The sequence below is a fragment of the Kordiimonas marina genome (assembly GCF_023006325.1).
GTDB classification, from domain to species: domain Bacteria; phylum Pseudomonadota; class Alphaproteobacteria; order Sphingomonadales; family Kordiimonadaceae; genus Kordiimonas; species Kordiimonas marina.
In genome coordinates this window covers 261,248-278,537 of sequence record NZ_JAINDF010000002.1, presented here as the reverse complement: position 1 = coordinate 278,537, position 17,290 = coordinate 261,248, and the positions used below count along the sequence as shown (strand labels likewise).

Here is a 17,290-nt window from a genome sequence, read left to right as displayed (position 1 = left end):
CAGATAGATGGCCTGCTAAATGGCCAGGAAAATGTCAGGAAAAAGTTTAGCCCGGCAGGGCCGGGCTAGACAAGGTATGCTTTTGTTTTCAAGCGGCCAGCAGCTTACAGGCCGAACTCCGCCTTGAGCGCGTCGACAAGATCGAGCTTTTCCCACGAAAAGCCGCCATCGTCGGTCGGCTTGCGGCCGAAGTGACCGTAGGACGAGGTGCGGGTATAGATCGGCTTGTTGAGCTGAAGATGCTCCCGGATGCCACGCGGGCTCAGGTTCACCATCTGCTGCAACACGTCCGACAGACGCGCCGGATCGATATTATGCTCACCGCCCCAGAGGTCGACATAGACCGCGAGCGGCTTGGAAACGCCGATGGCGTAAGCAAGCTGGATGGTGCAGTTGGAGCTGATCCCCGCCGCCACAACGTTCTTGGCAAGGTAGCGCGCGGCATAAGCGGCCGAGCGGTCAACCTTGGTCGGGTCCTTACCGGAGAAGGCACCGCCACCATGCGGGGCAGCCCCGCCGTAGGTGTCGACGATGATCTTGCGGCCCGTGAGGCCCGCGTCACCGTCCGGCCCGCCGATGATGAACTGGCCCGTCGGGTTCACATAGAACTCATCCTCGGGGCACATCCAACCTTCAGGCAGGACGCCTTCAACATGCCCGCGCACCAGTTCCTTCAGGTCATCCTGGCTGATGGCGGCGTTATGCTGGGTCGAGACCACAACGCTGGTGGCACCAACCGGGCGGCCGTTCACATAGCGGAGGGTCACCTGGCTTTTGGCATCCGGCTCCAGCATCGGCGCCGTACCCGAATGACGGGCTTCGGCCATCGATTTCAGGATACGGTGCGCATAGTCGATCGGGGCCGGCATGTAGCTTTCGGTCTCGTCACAGGCATAGCCGAACATGATGCCCTGGTCGCCAGCGCCTTCATCCTTGTTGCCCGCGGCGTCAACGCCCATGGCAATGTCAGCCGACTGTTCGTGCAGGTAATTCTGGAAATCCGCTGTCTTCCAGTGGAAGCCTTCCTGCTCGTAGCCGATATCGCGCACGGCCTGACGGGCAACGCGCTCGATATCGTCATGAGTGACGCTGTCGGGCCCGCGCACTTCACCAGCCACGATAATCCGGTTGGTGGTAACCATTGTTTCGGCCGCCACACGGGCTTCCGGCATTGCCCCCAGATACAGGTCGACAATGCTGTCGGAAATCCGGTCGGCCACCTTATCCGGGTGGCCTTCGGATACCGATTCACTGGTGAAGAGATAGTCTTTCATACGGCTGCCCTCCGAAGGACTGAATTAGTAACGGTAATGATCAGGCTTGAACGGGCCTTCGACCTTGAGGCCGAGATATTTGGCCTGCTCAGCGGAAAGCTGGGTCAGCTTCGCGCCCAGTTTGCCCAGGTGCAGCGTCGCCACTTTCTCATCCAGGTGCTTCGGCAGCACATAGACGTTCTTGTCGTAGTTCGCGTGGTTGTGCCACAGCTCGATCTGCGCCAGCACCTGGTTGGTGAAGCTGGCGGACATCACGAAGCTCGGGTGGCCGGTGGCGCAGCCGAGGTTCACGAGGCGGCCCTTGGCGAGCACGATCAGGCGCTTGCCGTCCGGGAAGATGACTTCATCGACCTGCGGCTTCACTTCTTCCCATTTGTAGTTGGAAAGCGACGCGATCTGGATCTCGCTGTCGAAGTGGCCGATGTTGCAGACGATGGCACGGTCTTTCATCTCGCGCATATGGTCGAGCGTGATGACGTCCTTGTTGCCGGTACAGGTGACGAAGATATCGCCCTGCGCCGCGGCGTCTTCCATCGTGGTAACTTCATAGCCTTCCATCGCGGCCTGCAGCGCGCAGATGGGGTCGATTTCAGTGACCATGACGCGCGCGCCCTGGCTCCGGAGCGATTCGGCCGAGCCCTTGCCCACGTCACCGTAGCCACAGACCACAGCAACCTTACCGGCAATCATCACGTCGGTCGCGCGCTTGACGCCGTCGACCAGGCTTTCGCGGCAGCCATAAAGGTTGTCGAACTTGGACTTGGTCACGCTGTCGTTGACGTTGATGGCCGGTACAGACAGGCGGCCTTCCTTGGCCATTTCGTAAAGACGCATCACACCGGTGGTGGTCTCTTCCGAGATACCCTTCACGCCGTCCATCAGCTCGGGATAATCATTGTGCATCATGACCGTGAGGTCGCCGCCATCATCGAGGATCATGTTCGGGACCCAGCCGTCCGGGCCTTTGATGGTCTGATGGATACACCAGTCGAACTCTTCCTCGGTCTCACCCTTCCAGGCGAAGACAGGCACGCCGGTCGCGGCAATCGCGGCCGCGGCATGATCCTGGGTCGAGAAGATGTTGCAGCTGGACCAGCGCACTTCAGCGCCAAGCGCCGTCAGCGTTTCGATCAGAACCGCAGTCTGGATGGTCATATGCAGGCAGCCAGCAATACGGGCGCCCTTGAGCGGCTGCTCTTCGCCGAATTCTTCACGGAGAGCCATCAGGCCCGGCATCTCGGTTTCAGCGATGTTGATTTCTTTCCGCCCCCAGTCGGCCAGCGAAATATCGGCTACTTTATAATCGGTCATGAGACATCCTGCTTATACTATAGGTACCTTTAGCGGCCCTTATAGCAGGCATCAAACGTAAGATAAAGATTTCTTTATATAGACAAGGGAAGGCGTTGCTGAAGCCTAGTCTTCTTCCCCGAACCTGTCGGAAACGAGCGCGCACAAGGCGTCGAGCGCGTCCCCGGCGGCGGGTCCTTCGGTGGAGATGATGATGGTTTCGCCCTTTGCCGCCCCCAGCATCATCAGCCCCATGATCGACGTGCCGACCACTTGGGTACCGTCCTTGGCGACATGGACGATGGCATCGAAGGTGCCTGCCTCGCGGGCGAACCGGGCGGAGGCGCGGGCATGAAGGCCACGGGTGTTGACGATGGTTACATCACGGGAAAAGCTACTGTCACTCATACCGCGCCGCCATCAGCCCCCAAGCACCTGGCTGGCGACATTGATATATTTGATCCCGGCTTCCTTGGCGGCTTCAACCGCTTCAGGCAGCGTGGCGCCCTGGCGGACGCTGGCAAGCTTGATCAGCATCGGCAGGTTGATCCCGGCGATGACCTCGACCCGGTCCTTTTCCAGAAGCGAAATGGCGAGGTTTGAGGGTGTGCCGCCGAACATGTCGGTCAGCAGCACGACGCCCTGGCCGCTGTCGACCTCATTGACGGCATCCATGATTTCACGGCGGCGGCGTTCCATATCGTCATCGGGGCCGATACAAATCGCCCGGATCTGATCCTGCCCGCCAACGACATGTTCGGTCGCTGCGACGAATTCTTCCGCCAGCCGGCCGTGCGTTACCAACACCATGCCAATCATCTTAGTCGTCTCTCCCTCAGCATCAGACCCCTTCAGCGGCCTTCGTCACCGCTAAGCTCCCTGTGGTACAGGTTGACGGCCAACCCGTCCAGCGCCATTTGCGGGGCAAGGGTTTCGACCATCGTTACAGACCGATGTTTGCCGCCCGTGCAGCCAAAAGCAAGCGTCAGGTATGATTTTCCCTCCGCCTGGTAGCGCGGCAGCAAAAAGCCGAGAAGGTCCGTGACCTTATCGACAAAGGGACCGAAGGCTTCATCGGCGCGCACATAGTTGGCGACAGCCTCTTCCCTGCCCGTGAGCGGCTTCAAGTCAGGCACATAATGCGGGTTCCTGAGAAAGCGCACATCAAAGACCAGATCGGCGTCCCGGGGCACGCCATTCGCGAATCCGAACGACATGAAGGTGACGATCATATCGGGGGACTGGTGCGCGGCAAACCGGCTGAGGACCACCCGGCGGGTTTCCGCCCCCGTGCGCGTGCTGGTGTCGATAAGGCCGTCAATCACCGGGCGGATCGCCGCCATCAGGTCCCGCTCCTGGCGTATGGCTGCCCTGAGCAGCTTGCCCTCCCCCAGCGGATGCACCCGGCGGGTTTCCGAAAAGCGCTTCATCAGCACATCGTCGGCCGCATCCATGAACAGCACATGCAGATGAATGTCCGGGCGTGTCCTCAGGCCCTGAACGGCTTCGGTAAACTGGCCAGGCGAGAAATGCAGGGTGCGGGAATCGATCCCGACCGCGATCGGCCGCCTGTCGTCACCGGTCATCATTTCGTTCAGAAGGTCGGACAGAAGCGTCAGCGGCAGATTGTCGATAACCTGGTAGCCGATATCCTCGAACGCATTGAGCGCGGAGGATTTGCCCGCGCCCGAAAGCCCCGTGACGATCACAAGCTGGCGCCTGCCGTCTTCAGCCGGGTCAGCTATCGGTGTCTCGGTCATTGTCGCCCTCACTTGCAATCCATTCAGGGTGGGTGAGCGCCAACTCTATTTTATTCGGGGTGGAAACTTCAAACGCATTCAACCGTACAAGCGGCAGATCGACCCCACAAAGGCTGAACTGTTGCTTTTCAGGCAGGCGGGGCACATCGGAAGCGGCGGCTAGCTCAACCACCAGGGAGAGCGGGATATCATGAACATAGGGCATGGGCACGATACCGAGCCCCCGGATCTCCATCAGCCCCGCCAACCGCGCAGGCGGCGTGGCATGGATAAGGCCGTCCCGCACCTCAACCAGCACCTGGTCATCCGCAACCAGCTGCGCGCCACGGTCGATCAGCCTGAGCGCCAGGTCGGACTTGCCCGCGCCCGACGGGCCGATCAGCAGGATGCCCGCGCCAGAGCGCGCAATCACAGTGCCATGAAGGGAGGGCAGGCCGGACATGGCTTAGTCCTCCGCCGCAACCGGCAAGCCGGTCATGAAACGCGCGCCCAAGACATTGCCGTCCTCATCCAGCCGGTTTTCAGCCATGATCCAGCCGCCATGGGCTTCAATCACCTGTTTGGAAATGGCGAGCCCAAGCCCGGAATGACCGCCGAAGGCTTCGGTTTCCGGCCGTTCGGAATAGAAGCGCCTGAACACTTTTTCTTCAGACCCCTCAGGCAGGCCCGGGCCGTCATCTTCCACCGCCAGTACAACGAAGCCTTCCCGGATGGCGAGGGTCACGCTCACGGTGCCGCCATCGGGGCTGAAGCTGACGGCATTATCGATGAAATTGCGCCAGACCTGGCCAAGCCGCGCCTCGATCCCCCGGACCATATAGACGCCGGGCACGCCTTCTTCGAACTGAAGGCTGATCCCCTCCGGCAACTGCGTGGTGCGGTAGGCATCCACCAAAACCGACAGCATATAGCCGAGGTCGATCGTCTCGGCCTCCCCCCTTGTCAGTTCGGCATCCAGGCGCGAGGCATCGGAAATGTCGGTGATCAGCCTGTCGATACGCTTCACATCCTCCTGCAGGATGGCAAACAGCTTGTCCCGCTGCTCGGGCTTGGTGGCAAGCGGCAGGGTATCGAGCGCGCTCCGCATCGACGACAGCGGGTTCTTGATTTCGTGGGCGACATCGGCCGCAAACTGTTCAACCGCGTCGATCTGGCGGTAGAGCGCGCGTGTCATGTCACTGAGCGAGCGGGACAGGTCGCCGATCTCATCCAGCCGTTCGGCGAATTCCGGAATGCTTTCCTCCCGCCCGATCCCGCGGCGGACGCGTTCAGCCGCGCGTGCCAGCACCCGGACCGGCCGCACAAGCGTGCGTCCCAGGAAGAAGGACAGGAGGATCGTCACCCCAAGCGCCCCGAAGAAGACCTTCAGGGTGACCATCTGTTCGGCGCGGACAATGGCGTCGATATCTTCGGTCTGCGCGGTCAGCAGCAGTGCCCCGAGGACGCGGCGGAACCGCTGCACGGGTGCCGCGATATTGATGACAAGCTTGCCGTCCTCCCGCTTCCTGAGCTGAACCGAAAGCGCGCCTGCCAGCGCTGACTGGACCTCGATGAAATCCTCCGCGCGCATGCCGGGGCGGTCGACATTTTCGGGCGCGTCTATCTTGCGGCTGATGCTGTCGAGGAACCGGTGCAGCGTTTCGCTGATGTCGTCCCTGAGGCTCGGTTCGGAATCGAGCCGGGGCAGCTCCTCCTCAATCAGGCGCTTGTCGCCCGCGAGAAAGCGGCTGTCGGCGATCATGCGGCCGTCGTTCGCGAACAGGCGCGCCCGGTTGTCGGTGGGCCCGACGAGACGGGTGATGATCTGGCGCGCGGGGGCAAGGTCGATCTCGGTCGCTTCCGGCCCGCCTGCCGCCGCTTCACCGAGGGCGCCTGCGATAATCTCGGCCTGTACCGTCAGTTCCTCAACCCGGGCATGGATCAGGTTCTGGCGAAACTGATTGAGGTAAAGCACCCCGCCCACCAGGATCAGAAGCGCGATGGCGTTGATCGCCATGATGCGGATCATCAAGGGCGACAGGCCGCGGGTATAATGGCGCGGCTGGTTGGCAGACGCGCTCCCCTCAGACAAGGAGGAGGAAGACCGGTCGCTTGTCGGGGTGTCTTTCACGGGCTCAGGCGTCTCGGTAACGGTAACCGACACCATAGAGGGTTTCGATGGCGGTGAAATCCTCGGCGACCGCGCGGAACTTCTTGCGCAGGCGCTTGATGTGGCTGTCGATCGTCCGATCGTCCACATAGACGTCGTCGGTATAGGCCGCGTCCATCAACTGGTCCCGGCTTTTGACGTGACCGGGGTGGAGTGCCAGCGTCTGCAGGATCAGGAACTCAGTCACCGTCAGCGTCACGTCCTTGCCGTCCCAGGTGACACGGTGGCGAAGCGGGTCCAGGACCAGCTTGCCGCGCATCAGGATTTCCTCCACCTCCTCAGTCGGGGTCGCTTCCGGCGCGCGCTTGTTCATTTCGACACGGCGCAGCAAAGCCCGGATCCGTTCGATCAGCAGCCGCTGGGAGAAGGGCTTGCCGATATAATCATCCGCGCCCATCCGGAGGCCGAGAAGCTGGTCGATCTCCTCATCCTTGGAGGTCAGGAAAATTACCGGCATGTCGGTGATTTCACGCAGCTTGCGCAAAAGCTCCATCCCGTCCATGCGGGGCATCTTGATATCGATGACGGCAAGGTCTGCGGGGTTGCCTTGAAGCGCATCCCACGCTTTCTGTCCGTCAGGGTACGTGCGCACACGGAAGCCTTCGGCCTCCAGCGCCATCGTCACCGACGTCAGGATATTCCGGTCGTCATCCACCAGGGCGATCGTTGCTGTCATGGGGCTCCCCTCTACCTCGTTGTTCTGTACCTTAAACCACCTCATTGCCACGGTTAAGAAGCATTTGCGACAAAATCGTGGCCGCGGCACGGCAACCGTAAGGCCCCCTGCTTTATAGAGAATTTCATAAGTCCCTGAAATGACAGCGCTATCAATTGATTTACGGTCAGAATCAAGTTGATTTTGGGGGCCATTTCCGCAAATTTAGCCGTCATTCCCGATCGCTCGACCGGGCAACAATATGACCGGACCCCAGATGCTTTTTAGCGGCAGGCAGGGCCCGGCGCTTAATGCTTTGCAAGCCACACGCAAAGCCGCCCCTAACTATCACTTGGAGGACAAGACGTTGCAAGTCTTTGGCGCCCGTCTGAGCAGTGTCGGCCTGGAAGACCAGGGTATTACCGGCACCGCTAATCAATACTGGAATCTCGATACTCCCCACCTTTATGAAGAAGCGATTCGCCGCGGCGAGGGCCAGATGGCCAAGCACGGCCCGCTCGTGGTCAAGACCGGCAAGCACACCGGCCGCGCGGCCAAGGACAAATTCACTGTCCGCGACGAAACCACCGAAGACACGGTCTGGTGGGGCAAGACCAACCAGCCCATGAGCCCGGAGCAATTCGAGACCATCTATCAGGCCTTCCTTGCCCACATGCAGGATAAGGACGTTTTCGTGCAGGACCTGTGGGGCGGTTCCGACCCCGAGCACCGGGTTGCCGTCCGCACCGTCGGTGAGCTGGCCTGGCACAGCCTTTTCTGCCGCACGCTGCTTGTCCGCCCGACCGAAGACGAACTGGCGACCATGGCGCCGCAGTTCACCATCATCAACCTGCCGAGCTTCAAAGCCGACCCCGCGACCATGGGCACCAATTCGGAAACCGTGATCGCCGTCAACTTCAAGCGCGGGCTGGTGCTGATCGGCGGCACGTCCTACGCCGGCGAGAACAAGAAATCGGTCTTCTCGATCCTCAACTATCTGCTGCCTGAGAAGGGCATCATGCCGATGCACTGCTCCGCCAACATCGGCCCGGAAGGCGACGTCGCCATCTTCTTCGGCCTTTCCGGCACCGGCAAGACCACGCTTTCGGCGGACAGCTCCCGTACGCTGATCGGTGATGACGAGCACGGCTGGTCGGACGACAGCGTCTTCAACTTCGAAGGCGGCTGCTACGCCAAGATGATCCGCCTGTCGGAAGAAGCCGAGCCGGAAATCCACGCCACCACCAAACGCTACGGCACCGTGCTTGAAAACGTGGTGATGGACGAGATGACCCGCGAACTGGACCTGGACGACGCCACGCTGGCCGAGAACACCCGCGGCGCTTACCCGATCCATTTCATTCCGAACACCTCGGAAGAAAACCGTGGCGGCAAGCCGAAGAACATCATCATGCTGACCGCCGACGCCTTCGGCGTGATGCCGCCGATCGCCCGGCTGACGCCTGAGCAAGCCATGTACCACTTCCTTTCGGGCTACACCGCCAAAGTGGCCGGCACCGAAATCGGCGTGAAGGAGCCGCAGGCGACCTTTTCGACCTGCTTCGGCGCCCCGTTCATGCCCCGGCACCCGAGCGTCTATGGCGACCTGCTCCGCAAGAAGATCGCGGAAGGCAGCGTCAACTGCTGGCTCGTCAACACCGGCTGGACCGGTGGTGTCTACGGCGTTGGCAGCCGGATGCCGATCAAGGCGACCCGTGCGCTGTTGCACGCCGCCCTCGACGGCAGCCTGAACAGCGCGCCCATGCGCATCGACCCGCACTTCGGCTTCGAAGTCCCCGAAGAAGTCGCCGGCGTGGATGCGACGATCCTGAACCCGCGCGAAACCTGGGCGGACAAGGACGCGTACGACGCCAAGGCCCAGCATCTTGTGGGTCTGTTCATCGAGAATTTCGACACGTTCGCCGACCATGTCGACGACGCTGTAATGGCCGCTGCGCCCAAAGTGGCATAAAACGGTTCAAATTCCGGAATGCAGAAAACGCGGAGGGCTCAACTCTCCGCGTTTTTCTTTGCCTATTCCGCCATCACCTCGTGCTTGAGGCGGATGCGGTCGTGGGCGGTGACGCCGAGGAGGCCGGCGATTTTGGCGAGGGCGTTTTCTTCGAAATTGTCGATCTGGTTGTCGGCGAAGGCGACACGCCACAGAAGCCGCACGATCTCCTGCCGGCCATCCTGGTCCAGCTCCCGCGTGACCGCACGGGTAAAGACATAGAGGCTGGCGGCGTCATCCTGTTCGCGCTCGGCCCGGGCGAGAATTTCGTCGGCGATATCGGATTCCAGATTGAACTGGTCCTCAAGGCAGCCGAGAAGCAGCGCGCGTTCATCGGCGGAGAAGTCGCCGTCAGCCTTGGAGACCTGCACGAGAAGGGCGGCGGTCGCGAGCGCGAGGCCGTCATGGTGGGAATGGTGTTTGGGCTTGAGACCAAGAAGGTGACTTACACGGTCAAACATCGGATATCCGTTTCTTATTCTTCGTAACTTGTCTTGTAGCAGACCACAGCGCCGGACCGAAGCCCCCACGCGGCAAAATGCATTCCCGGCGCGATAAAGCGCGGCTCAAACACCAACCGACAGCGCGAGCGTGCGGGAGATATGCGCGACCGGGCGGCCGGACTGCGCGGCCCAGGTATTGAACGCATCCTGCACGGCTTTCCACGCCGCCTTGGAGGTGGGTTCCTTTTCCACCACGCCTTCACGCACGAGCGCGGCGACCACATCCTTCGACATCACATAACCGTCCTTACCTAGAAAGCGCAGGAAATACTGCCCGGTGTGGCCGCCGAGGCGGCTGCCGCGTTTCTTCAGCATTTCAAGAAGTCCGGCCTGGTCCGTCACCGGCCAATCGGCGATGGCACCGGCCGCGCTGCCATACTCGTCCTCCAGGTCGCAGACCAGAATGGCATTGTCCCGGACCGACAATATCTTGGCGCCGTGGCGGACGATGCGGGTATCCTTCAGGAGGCTGTCCTGGTCGTCGTCGGACATGAATTTCCAGCGCACAGGCACGAAGCCTTCGAAGGCTTCCTCGAACCCCGGCCATTTCTTGTCGATGACTTTCCAGTTGAAGCCGGAATTGAACACCACCCGCGCCATGGTGGCGAGCACGCGGTCGTCGCTAAGCGCACGGATTTCATCTGCCGTCCTGAGCTCCGGCATCAGCGCTTCCACGGCGGCGTCCCCACCCTTACGCTCCGCCGCGATGGCCCAGATTTCATCGAATGTGCGCATCTCATGCTCCTCCACGCCGCTTATATTCTTGTATGCGCGCGATGCTAGCGCCGGGACCGGTTTGGGACAAGGGCACTGTTGCCCGGGCTGGCCGCTTGCATTTCGCGCGCACGCGCTTATTTATAAAGAAAATTATTTACAAATAAGCCTTGAAGGATGACAGCATGGACCTGAACCAAGTCACGCTCGGTGCCACCGACCTGGATGCCAGCATCGCTTTCTACCGCACCCTGGGCCTGAGGCTGATCGTGCATTCGAACGACCATTATGCCCGGTTCGAGCTGCCGAACGGCAAGGCCACCTTCTCCCTCCATAAGGTTGAGGGTGACAGCACCAATACTGGCACCGGCCTCGTCTATTTCGAAGTGCCGGACGTCGACGCCGAGGTGAAGCGCCTCGAAGCCGAGGGCATCCGTTTCGAGGCCCAGCCGACCGACCAGCGCTGGCTGTGGCGGGAAGCCTATCTGCGGGACCCCGCGGGCAACCGCCTCTGCCTGTATCATGCGGGCGAAAACCGGCGCTATCCGCCCTGGCGGCTGAAGGACTGATCCAAAGCGCCCGCAGGGCCAGAAAAGTCAGTCATGGACAGCGACCCTAAGCGTGCGCTAAACCATTGCCCCGCGCCGAGGTGGACTGTCCGCCCGGCTAGCAAAATTTTAATCCGGACCTGATATACTGAGCGCTATGGCAAACGACCATATCAAAAGCTTTGGATTTCCCCGCTGGGGCGAATACGGCCGCAACACGGACGCCGAGCCCGTTCGCATGTGCGACTATTCCGGCTGCACCGAACGCGGCGACCATCCGGCTCCCAAATCCCCCGGCACGCGCGAACGCTGGTATTTCTGCCGTCCGCACGCCGCGGAATATAACAAAAACTGGGATTTCTTCGCCGGCATGAGCGACGAAGAAGCCCGCCGCCACATGAATGACGCGAGCGAGTCGTCCGACGCATTCGCCAGCGCCCGCACCTTCGAATGGGGCGGCGCTGTGGGGGAGGACGGTTTCACCGCGAACGAGCATGCCGCCTATGACGCGCTGGAACTGGACCCCGGCGCCGGTGCCGATGCGGTCAAAAGCCAGTACCGCAAGCTTGCCAAGCTTTACCACCCGGACGCCAACCGGGGGGACCCGGCCGCCGCCGAACGCTTCCACGCGATCCAGATGGCTTACGACCTCCTCAAGGACAAATCCGCCTGAGGCCCAGCCTCACGCCGCATTCAGTGGTATGTTGAAACCCTGCTTGTAGGTATCGATGGCGACGATGGTCTGGAAACGGCCGATCGCCGGGTTCTTGAAAAACCATTTCCGCGTGATGCGGTCATAATCCTTCATATCCTTCACCGTCATGACCAGGATGAAATCGAACTCTCCGGTGACATAATAGCACTGCTGAACCTCCGGCACCTGAAGCATCTGCTGCTTGAAGGTTTCGATCGAGGTTTCACCCCCGCAGGAGAAATTCACCTGCACGATCAAAGTCGTCCGGCCGCCAAGGGCATCCGGGCACAGGATCGCCACTTCCTTGCGGATGGTGCCATTATCCCGAAGCGCCTTGATCCGGCGCTGGGTCGCGGCAGGCGACAGTCCGACCTTTGCTGCGATCACCTCAGCGGTCTGGCGGCTGTTTTCCTGCAAGCAATTCATGATCTTGATATCAAAACTATCGTGCTCAGTCATTAATTCTTTCCATTTTGGCTATTGATTATTTTTTTCACCTTACATGGTGAATTTTTCATATATTTTTATCACATATCCGATGTCTTTGCGAAGAATCAACACGCACGGCCACCTATATTTTTGTTTCCGACAGCAAGGAGACAAAAATGTCCAACGTCACCTCCAAAGACATGAAAACCGGCCTCGCCGCCGGGCTCGGTGCCGCCATCATCTGGGGCGGCTGGCCCATCGTCACCGCCCTTGGTGTCACGGGCGATTTCTCGCCTCTCATGATCGTGCTGCTCCGTTTCACCGTTGCCGGGCTGATCCTGCTGCCGTTCGCGTTTCGCGGACCCATGCGGCTCAAGGACTGGGGTCAGGCACTGGCGATGACGGCCGCTGCGGGCGCGGGCTATACGCTTACGGTCGCGGAAGGGCTGACCTATGCCCCCGCCGCCCATGCCGGGCTCCTGATCCCATCCGCTGTGATGGTCTTCAGCCTGATCGGCGGGCACTTTATCCTGGGTGACAGGATTAGCCGCAACAGGGCGCTTGGTGCTTTGTTCATCCTCGCAGGCATCGGCGGGCTCGCCCTCAGTGCGGCCGATCATGGAACATCCCTTCGGGGTGACCTGTTGTTCCTCATGGGTGGCCTGATGTGGGCCAGCTTCGGCTTGATGCTCAAGAAGTGGCAGGTCAATGCGCGGACTGCGACGGCCCGTATCTCGCTCATCTCCGCTATTCTTTTGCTGCCTGTCCTGGTGGCCCACTGGCCCGCGCTGATGGCGCTCCCCACGAAGGAGCTTGTCCTTCAGGCCGTTTGGCAGGGTGTGGTGTCCTCCATCGTCGCCGTGCTGCTGTTCGGCCGCGCCATCGCCACCCTCGGCACGGGCCGGGCTTCGGTTCTGAATACGGCCACACCGGCGGTCAGCCTTGTCCTCAGCATCCTGATCCTCGGCGCGCACCCAGGACCGGCAGAATGGCTGGGCCTCGCCTTCATCTTTACCGGCATGGTCACGGCCCTTGGCCTGAACGTCCGCAGCGCCTTCGCCGCCCTCAAACGCCGGACCAGCAGGAACCGCCCGATGACCCCCGTGCTGTGCACTGAGACCGACCAACCGCAATGATCTAACGGACCTCCATAGCTCTCACCCCAGAGGGCTCTCCCCCTGACCCGGACAGACGCCTCCCCGGCATCTTTCCGGGTTCTTTTTTGGGCCGGGCTCTTTTATCCCCCATAAATGAAAAACGGGAGGCCAGCTTTCACGCTCGGTCTCCCGTTTCAGTTTCACTTTGTCATCTCGGCGCATCGCCTTGCGGCTTTTACCGTGTGCGCCACCCTTGCGGAGGACTGCGGCGGCTTTCACCACCGGGTTCCGCACGGTGACGCGGCTGGACGTCTTGCCCATGTCGCTTCTCCTTTGCGGTCATCCGGCCCCTATGGCCGGGGAAGCGTTATAGCATGAGACGCGCTTTCAGTCAGGCGGTTTCAGCACGCCAGCCGTAAGCGGGCATCAATGGATGATCAAGCGGTGCGCGGGCGCCTTCCGGTGCCGGGACGGGAACGGACTGGACCGTATGGAGGGGCACATGCCCCGCCCAGACGGGCCAGTCCGCCTCCTCGCCATCCCCCGGGCCGGTCGCGCGCACCTTGGCGGCAGCATCGTCGATTTCCATCACCAGCATGGAGGTGGCCTTGCGCTCCTGATCCGTCATGGGCCGTAGCTGCTCCCAGCGCCCGGGGGCGAGCCGGTCGAAGAACAGTTTCATCTGGCGGTCGAACTCGGCGTCGTCTTCCACAAGCCCGGGCGTGCCGTAGCAGACGGCGGAGCGGTAATTGACGCTGGTGGAGAAGGCCGAACGCGCCAGCACCAGCCCGTCAAGCTGGGTCACGGTCACGCACGCCGGGTTGCCCGCCGCCAGGTGCCGGATCATCCGGCTGGCGGACGAGCCGTGCCAGTAAAGCCGGTTGCCTTCCCGCCAATGGCTGGTCGGGATGATATGGGGCTGGCCATCCATCTCGAAGCCGACATGGCACAGGAAGTGGCTGTCCAAAATGGCATAGACCGTGTCCCGGTCGTAGGTCGCGCGCTTGTGGCCGCGCCGGACGCGGTTGCGGTCATGCCTTACAAAATCACTCATATATCTGGCCTTCATCCGTTTCAGAAGCTCTATGCTTGAGGGCCAGACTGGTGCATAATTGAACCTGTCAAAAGGTCCAATATTGTAAAATTTACAGGTCCAATTCCATGAAGGATATGGTTGCGTCACTCCTCACTCCCGGGCTGGACGCTGACGGCGATACCCCGCTTAACGAACAGCTGGCCCAATTGCTGCGGCATGCGGTGCTGAAGGGCCAATTGAGCGCGGGCGAACGCCTGCCAGCAAGCCGGGCCCTGGCCACGCGGCTCTCCCTTTCCCGCAATACCGTGCTGGCAGCCTATGACCAGTTGATCGCCGAAGGCTACCTGGAAACCCGGCAAGGGGCAGGCACCTTCATCACCGCCGACCTGCCGGACCAGTATCTGCAATTGGCCCCATCCGCCGACACTCCGGTCCGGGACCAGCGTTTCACGCCCAACCGGCCGCTTGCCGGCATGCCCGCGCTTGATGCCTTCCCCACCGCGCTGTGGGCGCGGATCGGCGGCAGTGTCTGGCGTCATGCCACCAAGGAGCATCTGCAGCATATGGACCCGGCCGGGTATCGCCCGCTCCGTTCGGCGATCGCCACCTACCTCCATGCCGCCCGCGGGGTGGTGGCGGACCCGGACCAGATCATCATCATCTCCGGCGTGCAACCGGGGCTGAGGCTTTTGGCGGAAAGCGTGGTGCCCGCGGACCGGGCCCTTGTTCTGGAAGACCCGGGCTATCCGGGCCTGAGCGCCGCGGTCTCCACGCTGCCCCACCCCAAGCGACACACGGGCGTCGATGCGGACGGTGCCATGGTGCCGGAGGGTGCGGCGGGTCTTCTGGTGGTCAGCCCCTCCCGCCAGTATCCGCTGGGGCAGACCATGCCGCTTAAAAGGCGGCTGGAGCTTCTCGATTGGGCGGCCCGGACCGGCGCGCTGATCCTGGAGGACGATTACGACAGCGAATTCCGCTATGCCGGACGGCCGGTGAGCTCCCTGCAAGGGCTGGATGGCGGCCAGCGCGTGATCTATGGCGGCAGCTTCTCGAAGGCGCTTTATATCGCGCTGAGGCTCGGTTACCTGGTGCTGCCGCATGAGCTGGTGGAGCGCGTGGTACGCCACCGCGCCGCGACCGAGGGCTTCCCCGCAATCGGCCCGCAGCTTCAACTGACCCGCTTTATTGAGGAAGGCCATTTCGCCCGCCACCTCAGGAACCTGCGCACTGTGCACCGGCACCGGCTCGCGCTGTTCCAGAAGGCTGCCGCACATCTGGGCGCCTATTTCGAGTTTGATAACACCGATGCCGGCCTGCATGTCACGGCGTTCCGGCGCCCGGCCTTGGCCCATATACCTGATACACAGCTGGCGCCCCTGGCCCATAAAGCTGGTATCGGCGCCGTGCCCCTGTCCGCCACCTACCGGGAAGCCACGCCCCGACATGGGCTTCTCTTCGGCTTCGCCAATATGCCGGACGGTGAAATCGATAACCGGCTCAAGAACTTGGCCAGCGCCATCCGCCAAGAAACAGGCTTTTAATCGGCCGCCCGGCATAGTAGCCTTGCGCGGACGCCTCCCTACAAGGGGGCGACACAGGGAGACTTGCATATGTTTGGGAAATTTTCGCTGGCGTTCCTGGCCGGCGTCATGGCTGTATCGACCGCGGCATCCGCCGACACCAGCTGGAGCTATTCAGGCAGCAACGGCCAGAAGGCCTGGGGTAGCCTGTCCCCCGCCTATGCCACGTGCGACGGCGGGGCCATGCAATCGCCCATCAATATCGAAGGCACGGAGCCCGCGATCCTGCACCAGCTGAAGACCGACTATCAGGTCGCGCCCCTGGTTCTGAAGAACAACCGCCATACCATTGTCATGAGCTATCCGAGCGGCAGCTGGCTGGACGTCGGCAACAAGCGCTACGAGCTCAAGAGCTTCCATTTCCATACCCCGGCTGAGCATACGGTCGTCGGCCTCAAGTTTCCGATGGAAATTCATTTCGTTCATCAGGCCAAGGACGGCAGCCTCGCTGTGGTCGCGGTTCTTGTCCGCGAAGGCAAAGAAAACCTCGCCGCCGAGGAGATCTGGCCCAACCTGCCGATCGAACCGGACCAGGCCATCGACCTGCCCAACATCAAGATCAATGCCCGCGACCTGATGCCGAACAACAAGACCTATTACCGCTATATGGGGTCGCTGACCACACCGCCCTGTACCGAGGGCGTCAACTGGTACGTGCTGAAGACCCCGATCGAGTTTTCCGCCAAACAGATCAACGCCATCAAGTCGATCATGGGGGAAAACGCCCGCAACCAGCAGCCCCGCAACAACCGGATCATCCTCGATGCGCAGCCTCACTAAGCTTAAAGCCGTCCTGGGCCTTGTGCCCCTCGCCATGCTGGCGGCCTGCGTCGGCGGCCCGTCTCCCAGCGCCATGGGGCCAGGCCCGACCCGTGCGGCATCGCCCGCGGTCCAGTCCGCTTTGTGCGAAGGCCGGGCAGACGATGCCATCAAGATCCTGTCCTCCGAGCCGCTCGCGGCCCCGTCCGACCAGTTCTATAAGGCGCTGGCCTATGAAACCGGCGGCCAGCCGATCGTCGCCCGCAAGCTGTATGCCGAGCTGATGAATGCCGGCTATCAGGGCAATGTTTCCCTGCGCTGCGGCAACGACTATCTGGCCAACGGCACGATCAGCGATGAAGCCGGACGCCACCTGGCGATGATCGCCCAGCAGCTTCAGGCCATGGATGTCGCGGCCGCACCCATGCCCACGCTTGGGAACGGCCTGCCGTCGATGAGCAGCATGACCAGCAGCCACCGGGCCACGGTCCGGCACACGAGCAGCCACGCCATGACGGTGACGCGGCCCGCGTCCCAGTCCCCGCTTGGGCGCTGGTTCGTGCATCTGGCCTCCTACCGGTCGCTGGAGCACGCGAAAGCAAACAAGCCGACGCTGGAGAAAATGTTCCCCGCGCTCGCCGGTATCCTGGACCAGTGGGAAGTGGACGTGCATGGCTTCGCCGTCAGGCTTGGTGTCCGGCTCAACGACCACCAGGAAGCCGAGAACCTGTGCCAAAGCATCAAGGCCCAAGGCCAATATTGCGCGGTCCTCGATACCCAGAAATAGCCGC

General features: G+C 61.7%; 19 protein-coding genes. 7 read left to right on the top strand and 12 right to left on the bottom strand.

Features of this window, described 5'->3' with window-relative positions; all coding sequences use genetic code 11:
* Window positions 1-104: 104 nt before the first annotated feature.
* The 8 genes from metK to K6118_RS04380 form a co-directional block, all read right to left on the bottom strand.
* Window positions 105-1,274, bottom strand: a complete 1,170-nt coding sequence (gene metK / locus K6118_RS04415; protein ID WP_247119007.1) for a methionine adenosyltransferase — start codon at window positions 1,272-1,274, stop codon at window positions 105-107.
* 24 nt (window positions 1,275-1,298) lie between these two features.
* Window positions 1,299-2,585 carry an adenosylhomocysteinase gene (gene ahcY, locus K6118_RS04410; protein ID WP_247119006.1) on the bottom strand — a complete coding sequence of 429 codons (1,287 nt, stop codon included), beginning with the start codon at window positions 2,583-2,585 and terminating at the stop codon, window positions 1,299-1,301.
* A 105-nt stretch (window positions 2,586-2,690) separates the two neighbouring features.
* A complete protein-coding gene (locus tag K6118_RS04405; RefSeq protein WP_247119005.1) occupies window positions 2,691-2,972 on the bottom strand; it encodes an HPr family phosphocarrier protein in 282 nt (93 codons plus the stop codon).
* Window positions 2,973-2,984: 12 nt separating this feature from the next.
* Entirely contained in the window at window positions 2,985-3,383 is a 399-nt protein-coding gene (locus K6118_RS04400) for a PTS sugar transporter subunit IIA (RefSeq protein WP_247119004.1), read from the bottom strand.
* A gap of 32 nt (window positions 3,384-3,415) precedes the next feature.
* Window positions 3,416-4,324, bottom strand: coding sequence for an RNase adapter RapZ (rapZ, locus tag K6118_RS04395; RefSeq protein WP_247119003.1), 909 nt, complete (start codon window positions 4,322-4,324; stop codon window positions 3,416-3,418).
* Window positions 4,302-4,766: an HPr kinase/phosphorylase gene (locus tag K6118_RS04390; RefSeq protein WP_247119002.1), complete on the bottom strand. Its 465-nt coding sequence runs from the start codon at window positions 4,764-4,766 to the stop codon at window positions 4,302-4,304. The genes rapZ and K6118_RS04390 overlap by 23 nt, the downstream gene beginning before the upstream one ends.
* A 3-nt stretch (window positions 4,767-4,769) precedes the next feature.
* On the bottom strand, window positions 4,770-6,470 hold the full coding sequence (locus K6118_RS04385) for a stimulus-sensing domain-containing protein (protein ID WP_247119001.1): 1,701 nt from the start codon (window positions 6,468-6,470) through the stop codon (window positions 4,770-4,772).
* Complete coding sequence (locus K6118_RS04380; RefSeq protein ID WP_247119000.1) at window positions 6,439-7,149, bottom strand: response regulator transcription factor; 711 nt, start codon at window positions 7,147-7,149, stop codon at window positions 6,439-6,441. The genes K6118_RS04385 and K6118_RS04380 overlap by 32 nt, the downstream gene beginning before the upstream one ends.
* Window positions 7,150-7,405: 256 nt before the next feature.
* Between K6118_RS04380 and K6118_RS04375 the strand changes: the two genes are divergently transcribed.
* Complete coding sequence (locus K6118_RS04375) at window positions 7,406-9,100, top strand: phosphoenolpyruvate carboxykinase (RefSeq protein ID WP_425531540.1); 1,695 nt, start codon at window positions 7,406-7,408, stop codon at window positions 9,098-9,100.
* A 62-nt stretch (window positions 9,101-9,162) separates the two neighbouring features.
* On the opposite strand, the gene K6118_RS04370 is transcribed toward K6118_RS04375, so the two are convergent.
* Both K6118_RS04370 and K6118_RS04365 read right to left on the bottom strand, forming a co-directional pair.
* Entirely contained in the window at window positions 9,163-9,600 is a 438-nt protein-coding gene (locus K6118_RS04370; RefSeq protein WP_247118998.1) for a tellurite resistance TerB family protein, read from the bottom strand.
* Between the two features lie 105 nt (window positions 9,601-9,705).
* Complete coding sequence (locus K6118_RS04365) at window positions 9,706-10,377, bottom strand: DNA-3-methyladenine glycosylase I (protein ID WP_247118997.1); 672 nt, start codon at window positions 10,375-10,377, stop codon at window positions 9,706-9,708.
* A 164-nt stretch (window positions 10,378-10,541) separates the two neighbouring features.
* Here K6118_RS04365 and K6118_RS04360 point away from each other — a divergent pair, with 164 nt between their 5' ends.
* Both K6118_RS04360 and K6118_RS17295 read left to right on the top strand, forming a co-directional pair.
* On the top strand, window positions 10,542-10,925 hold the full coding sequence (locus K6118_RS04360) for a VOC family protein (protein WP_247118996.1): 384 nt from the start codon (window positions 10,542-10,544) through the stop codon (window positions 10,923-10,925).
* A 136-nt stretch (window positions 10,926-11,061) separates the two neighbouring features.
* Complete coding sequence (locus K6118_RS17295) at window positions 11,062-11,577, top strand: J domain-containing protein (RefSeq protein ID WP_281500581.1); 516 nt, start codon at window positions 11,062-11,064, stop codon at window positions 11,575-11,577.
* Between the two features lie 9 nt (window positions 11,578-11,586).
* On the opposite strand, the gene K6118_RS04350 is transcribed toward K6118_RS17295, so the two are convergent.
* The gene (locus K6118_RS04350; RefSeq protein ID WP_247118995.1) at window positions 11,587-12,057 is read right to left on the bottom strand and encodes an Lrp/AsnC family transcriptional regulator; all 471 of its coding nucleotides are present in this window, start codon (window positions 12,055-12,057) and stop codon (window positions 11,587-11,589) included.
* A gap of 146 nt (window positions 12,058-12,203) precedes the next feature.
* On the opposite strand from K6118_RS04350, the gene K6118_RS04345 reads away from it, so the two are divergent.
* Window positions 12,204-13,163 (top strand): DMT family transporter, encoded by a 960-nt coding sequence (locus K6118_RS04345; protein WP_247118994.1) that lies wholly within the window; start codon window positions 12,204-12,206, stop codon window positions 13,161-13,163.
* 352 nt (window positions 13,164-13,515) lie between these two features.
* On the opposite strand, the gene K6118_RS04340 is transcribed toward K6118_RS04345, so the two are convergent.
* Entirely contained in the window at window positions 13,516-14,178 is a 663-nt protein-coding gene (locus K6118_RS04340) for a pyridoxamine 5'-phosphate oxidase family protein (RefSeq protein ID WP_247118993.1), read from the bottom strand.
* 107 nt (window positions 14,179-14,285) lie between these two features.
* Between K6118_RS04340 and pdxR the strand changes: the two genes are divergently transcribed.
* The 3 genes from pdxR (at window position 14,286) to K6118_RS04325 (ending at window position 17,286) form a co-directional block, all read left to right on the top strand.
* Complete coding sequence (gene pdxR / locus K6118_RS04335) at window positions 14,286-15,701, top strand: MocR-like pyridoxine biosynthesis transcription factor PdxR (RefSeq protein ID WP_247118992.1); 1,416 nt, start codon at window positions 14,286-14,288, stop codon at window positions 15,699-15,701.
* 69 nt (window positions 15,702-15,770) lie between these two features.
* A complete protein-coding gene (locus K6118_RS04330; protein WP_247118991.1) occupies window positions 15,771-16,520 on the top strand; it encodes a carbonic anhydrase in 750 nt (249 codons plus the stop codon).
* Window positions 16,504-17,286 carry a hypothetical protein gene (locus K6118_RS04325; RefSeq protein WP_247118990.1) on the top strand — a complete coding sequence of 261 codons (783 nt, stop codon included), beginning with the start codon at window positions 16,504-16,506 and terminating at the stop codon, window positions 17,284-17,286. Before K6118_RS04330 ends, K6118_RS04325 begins: the two co-directional genes overlap by 17 nt.
* Window positions 17,287-17,290: the final 4 nt, after the last annotated feature.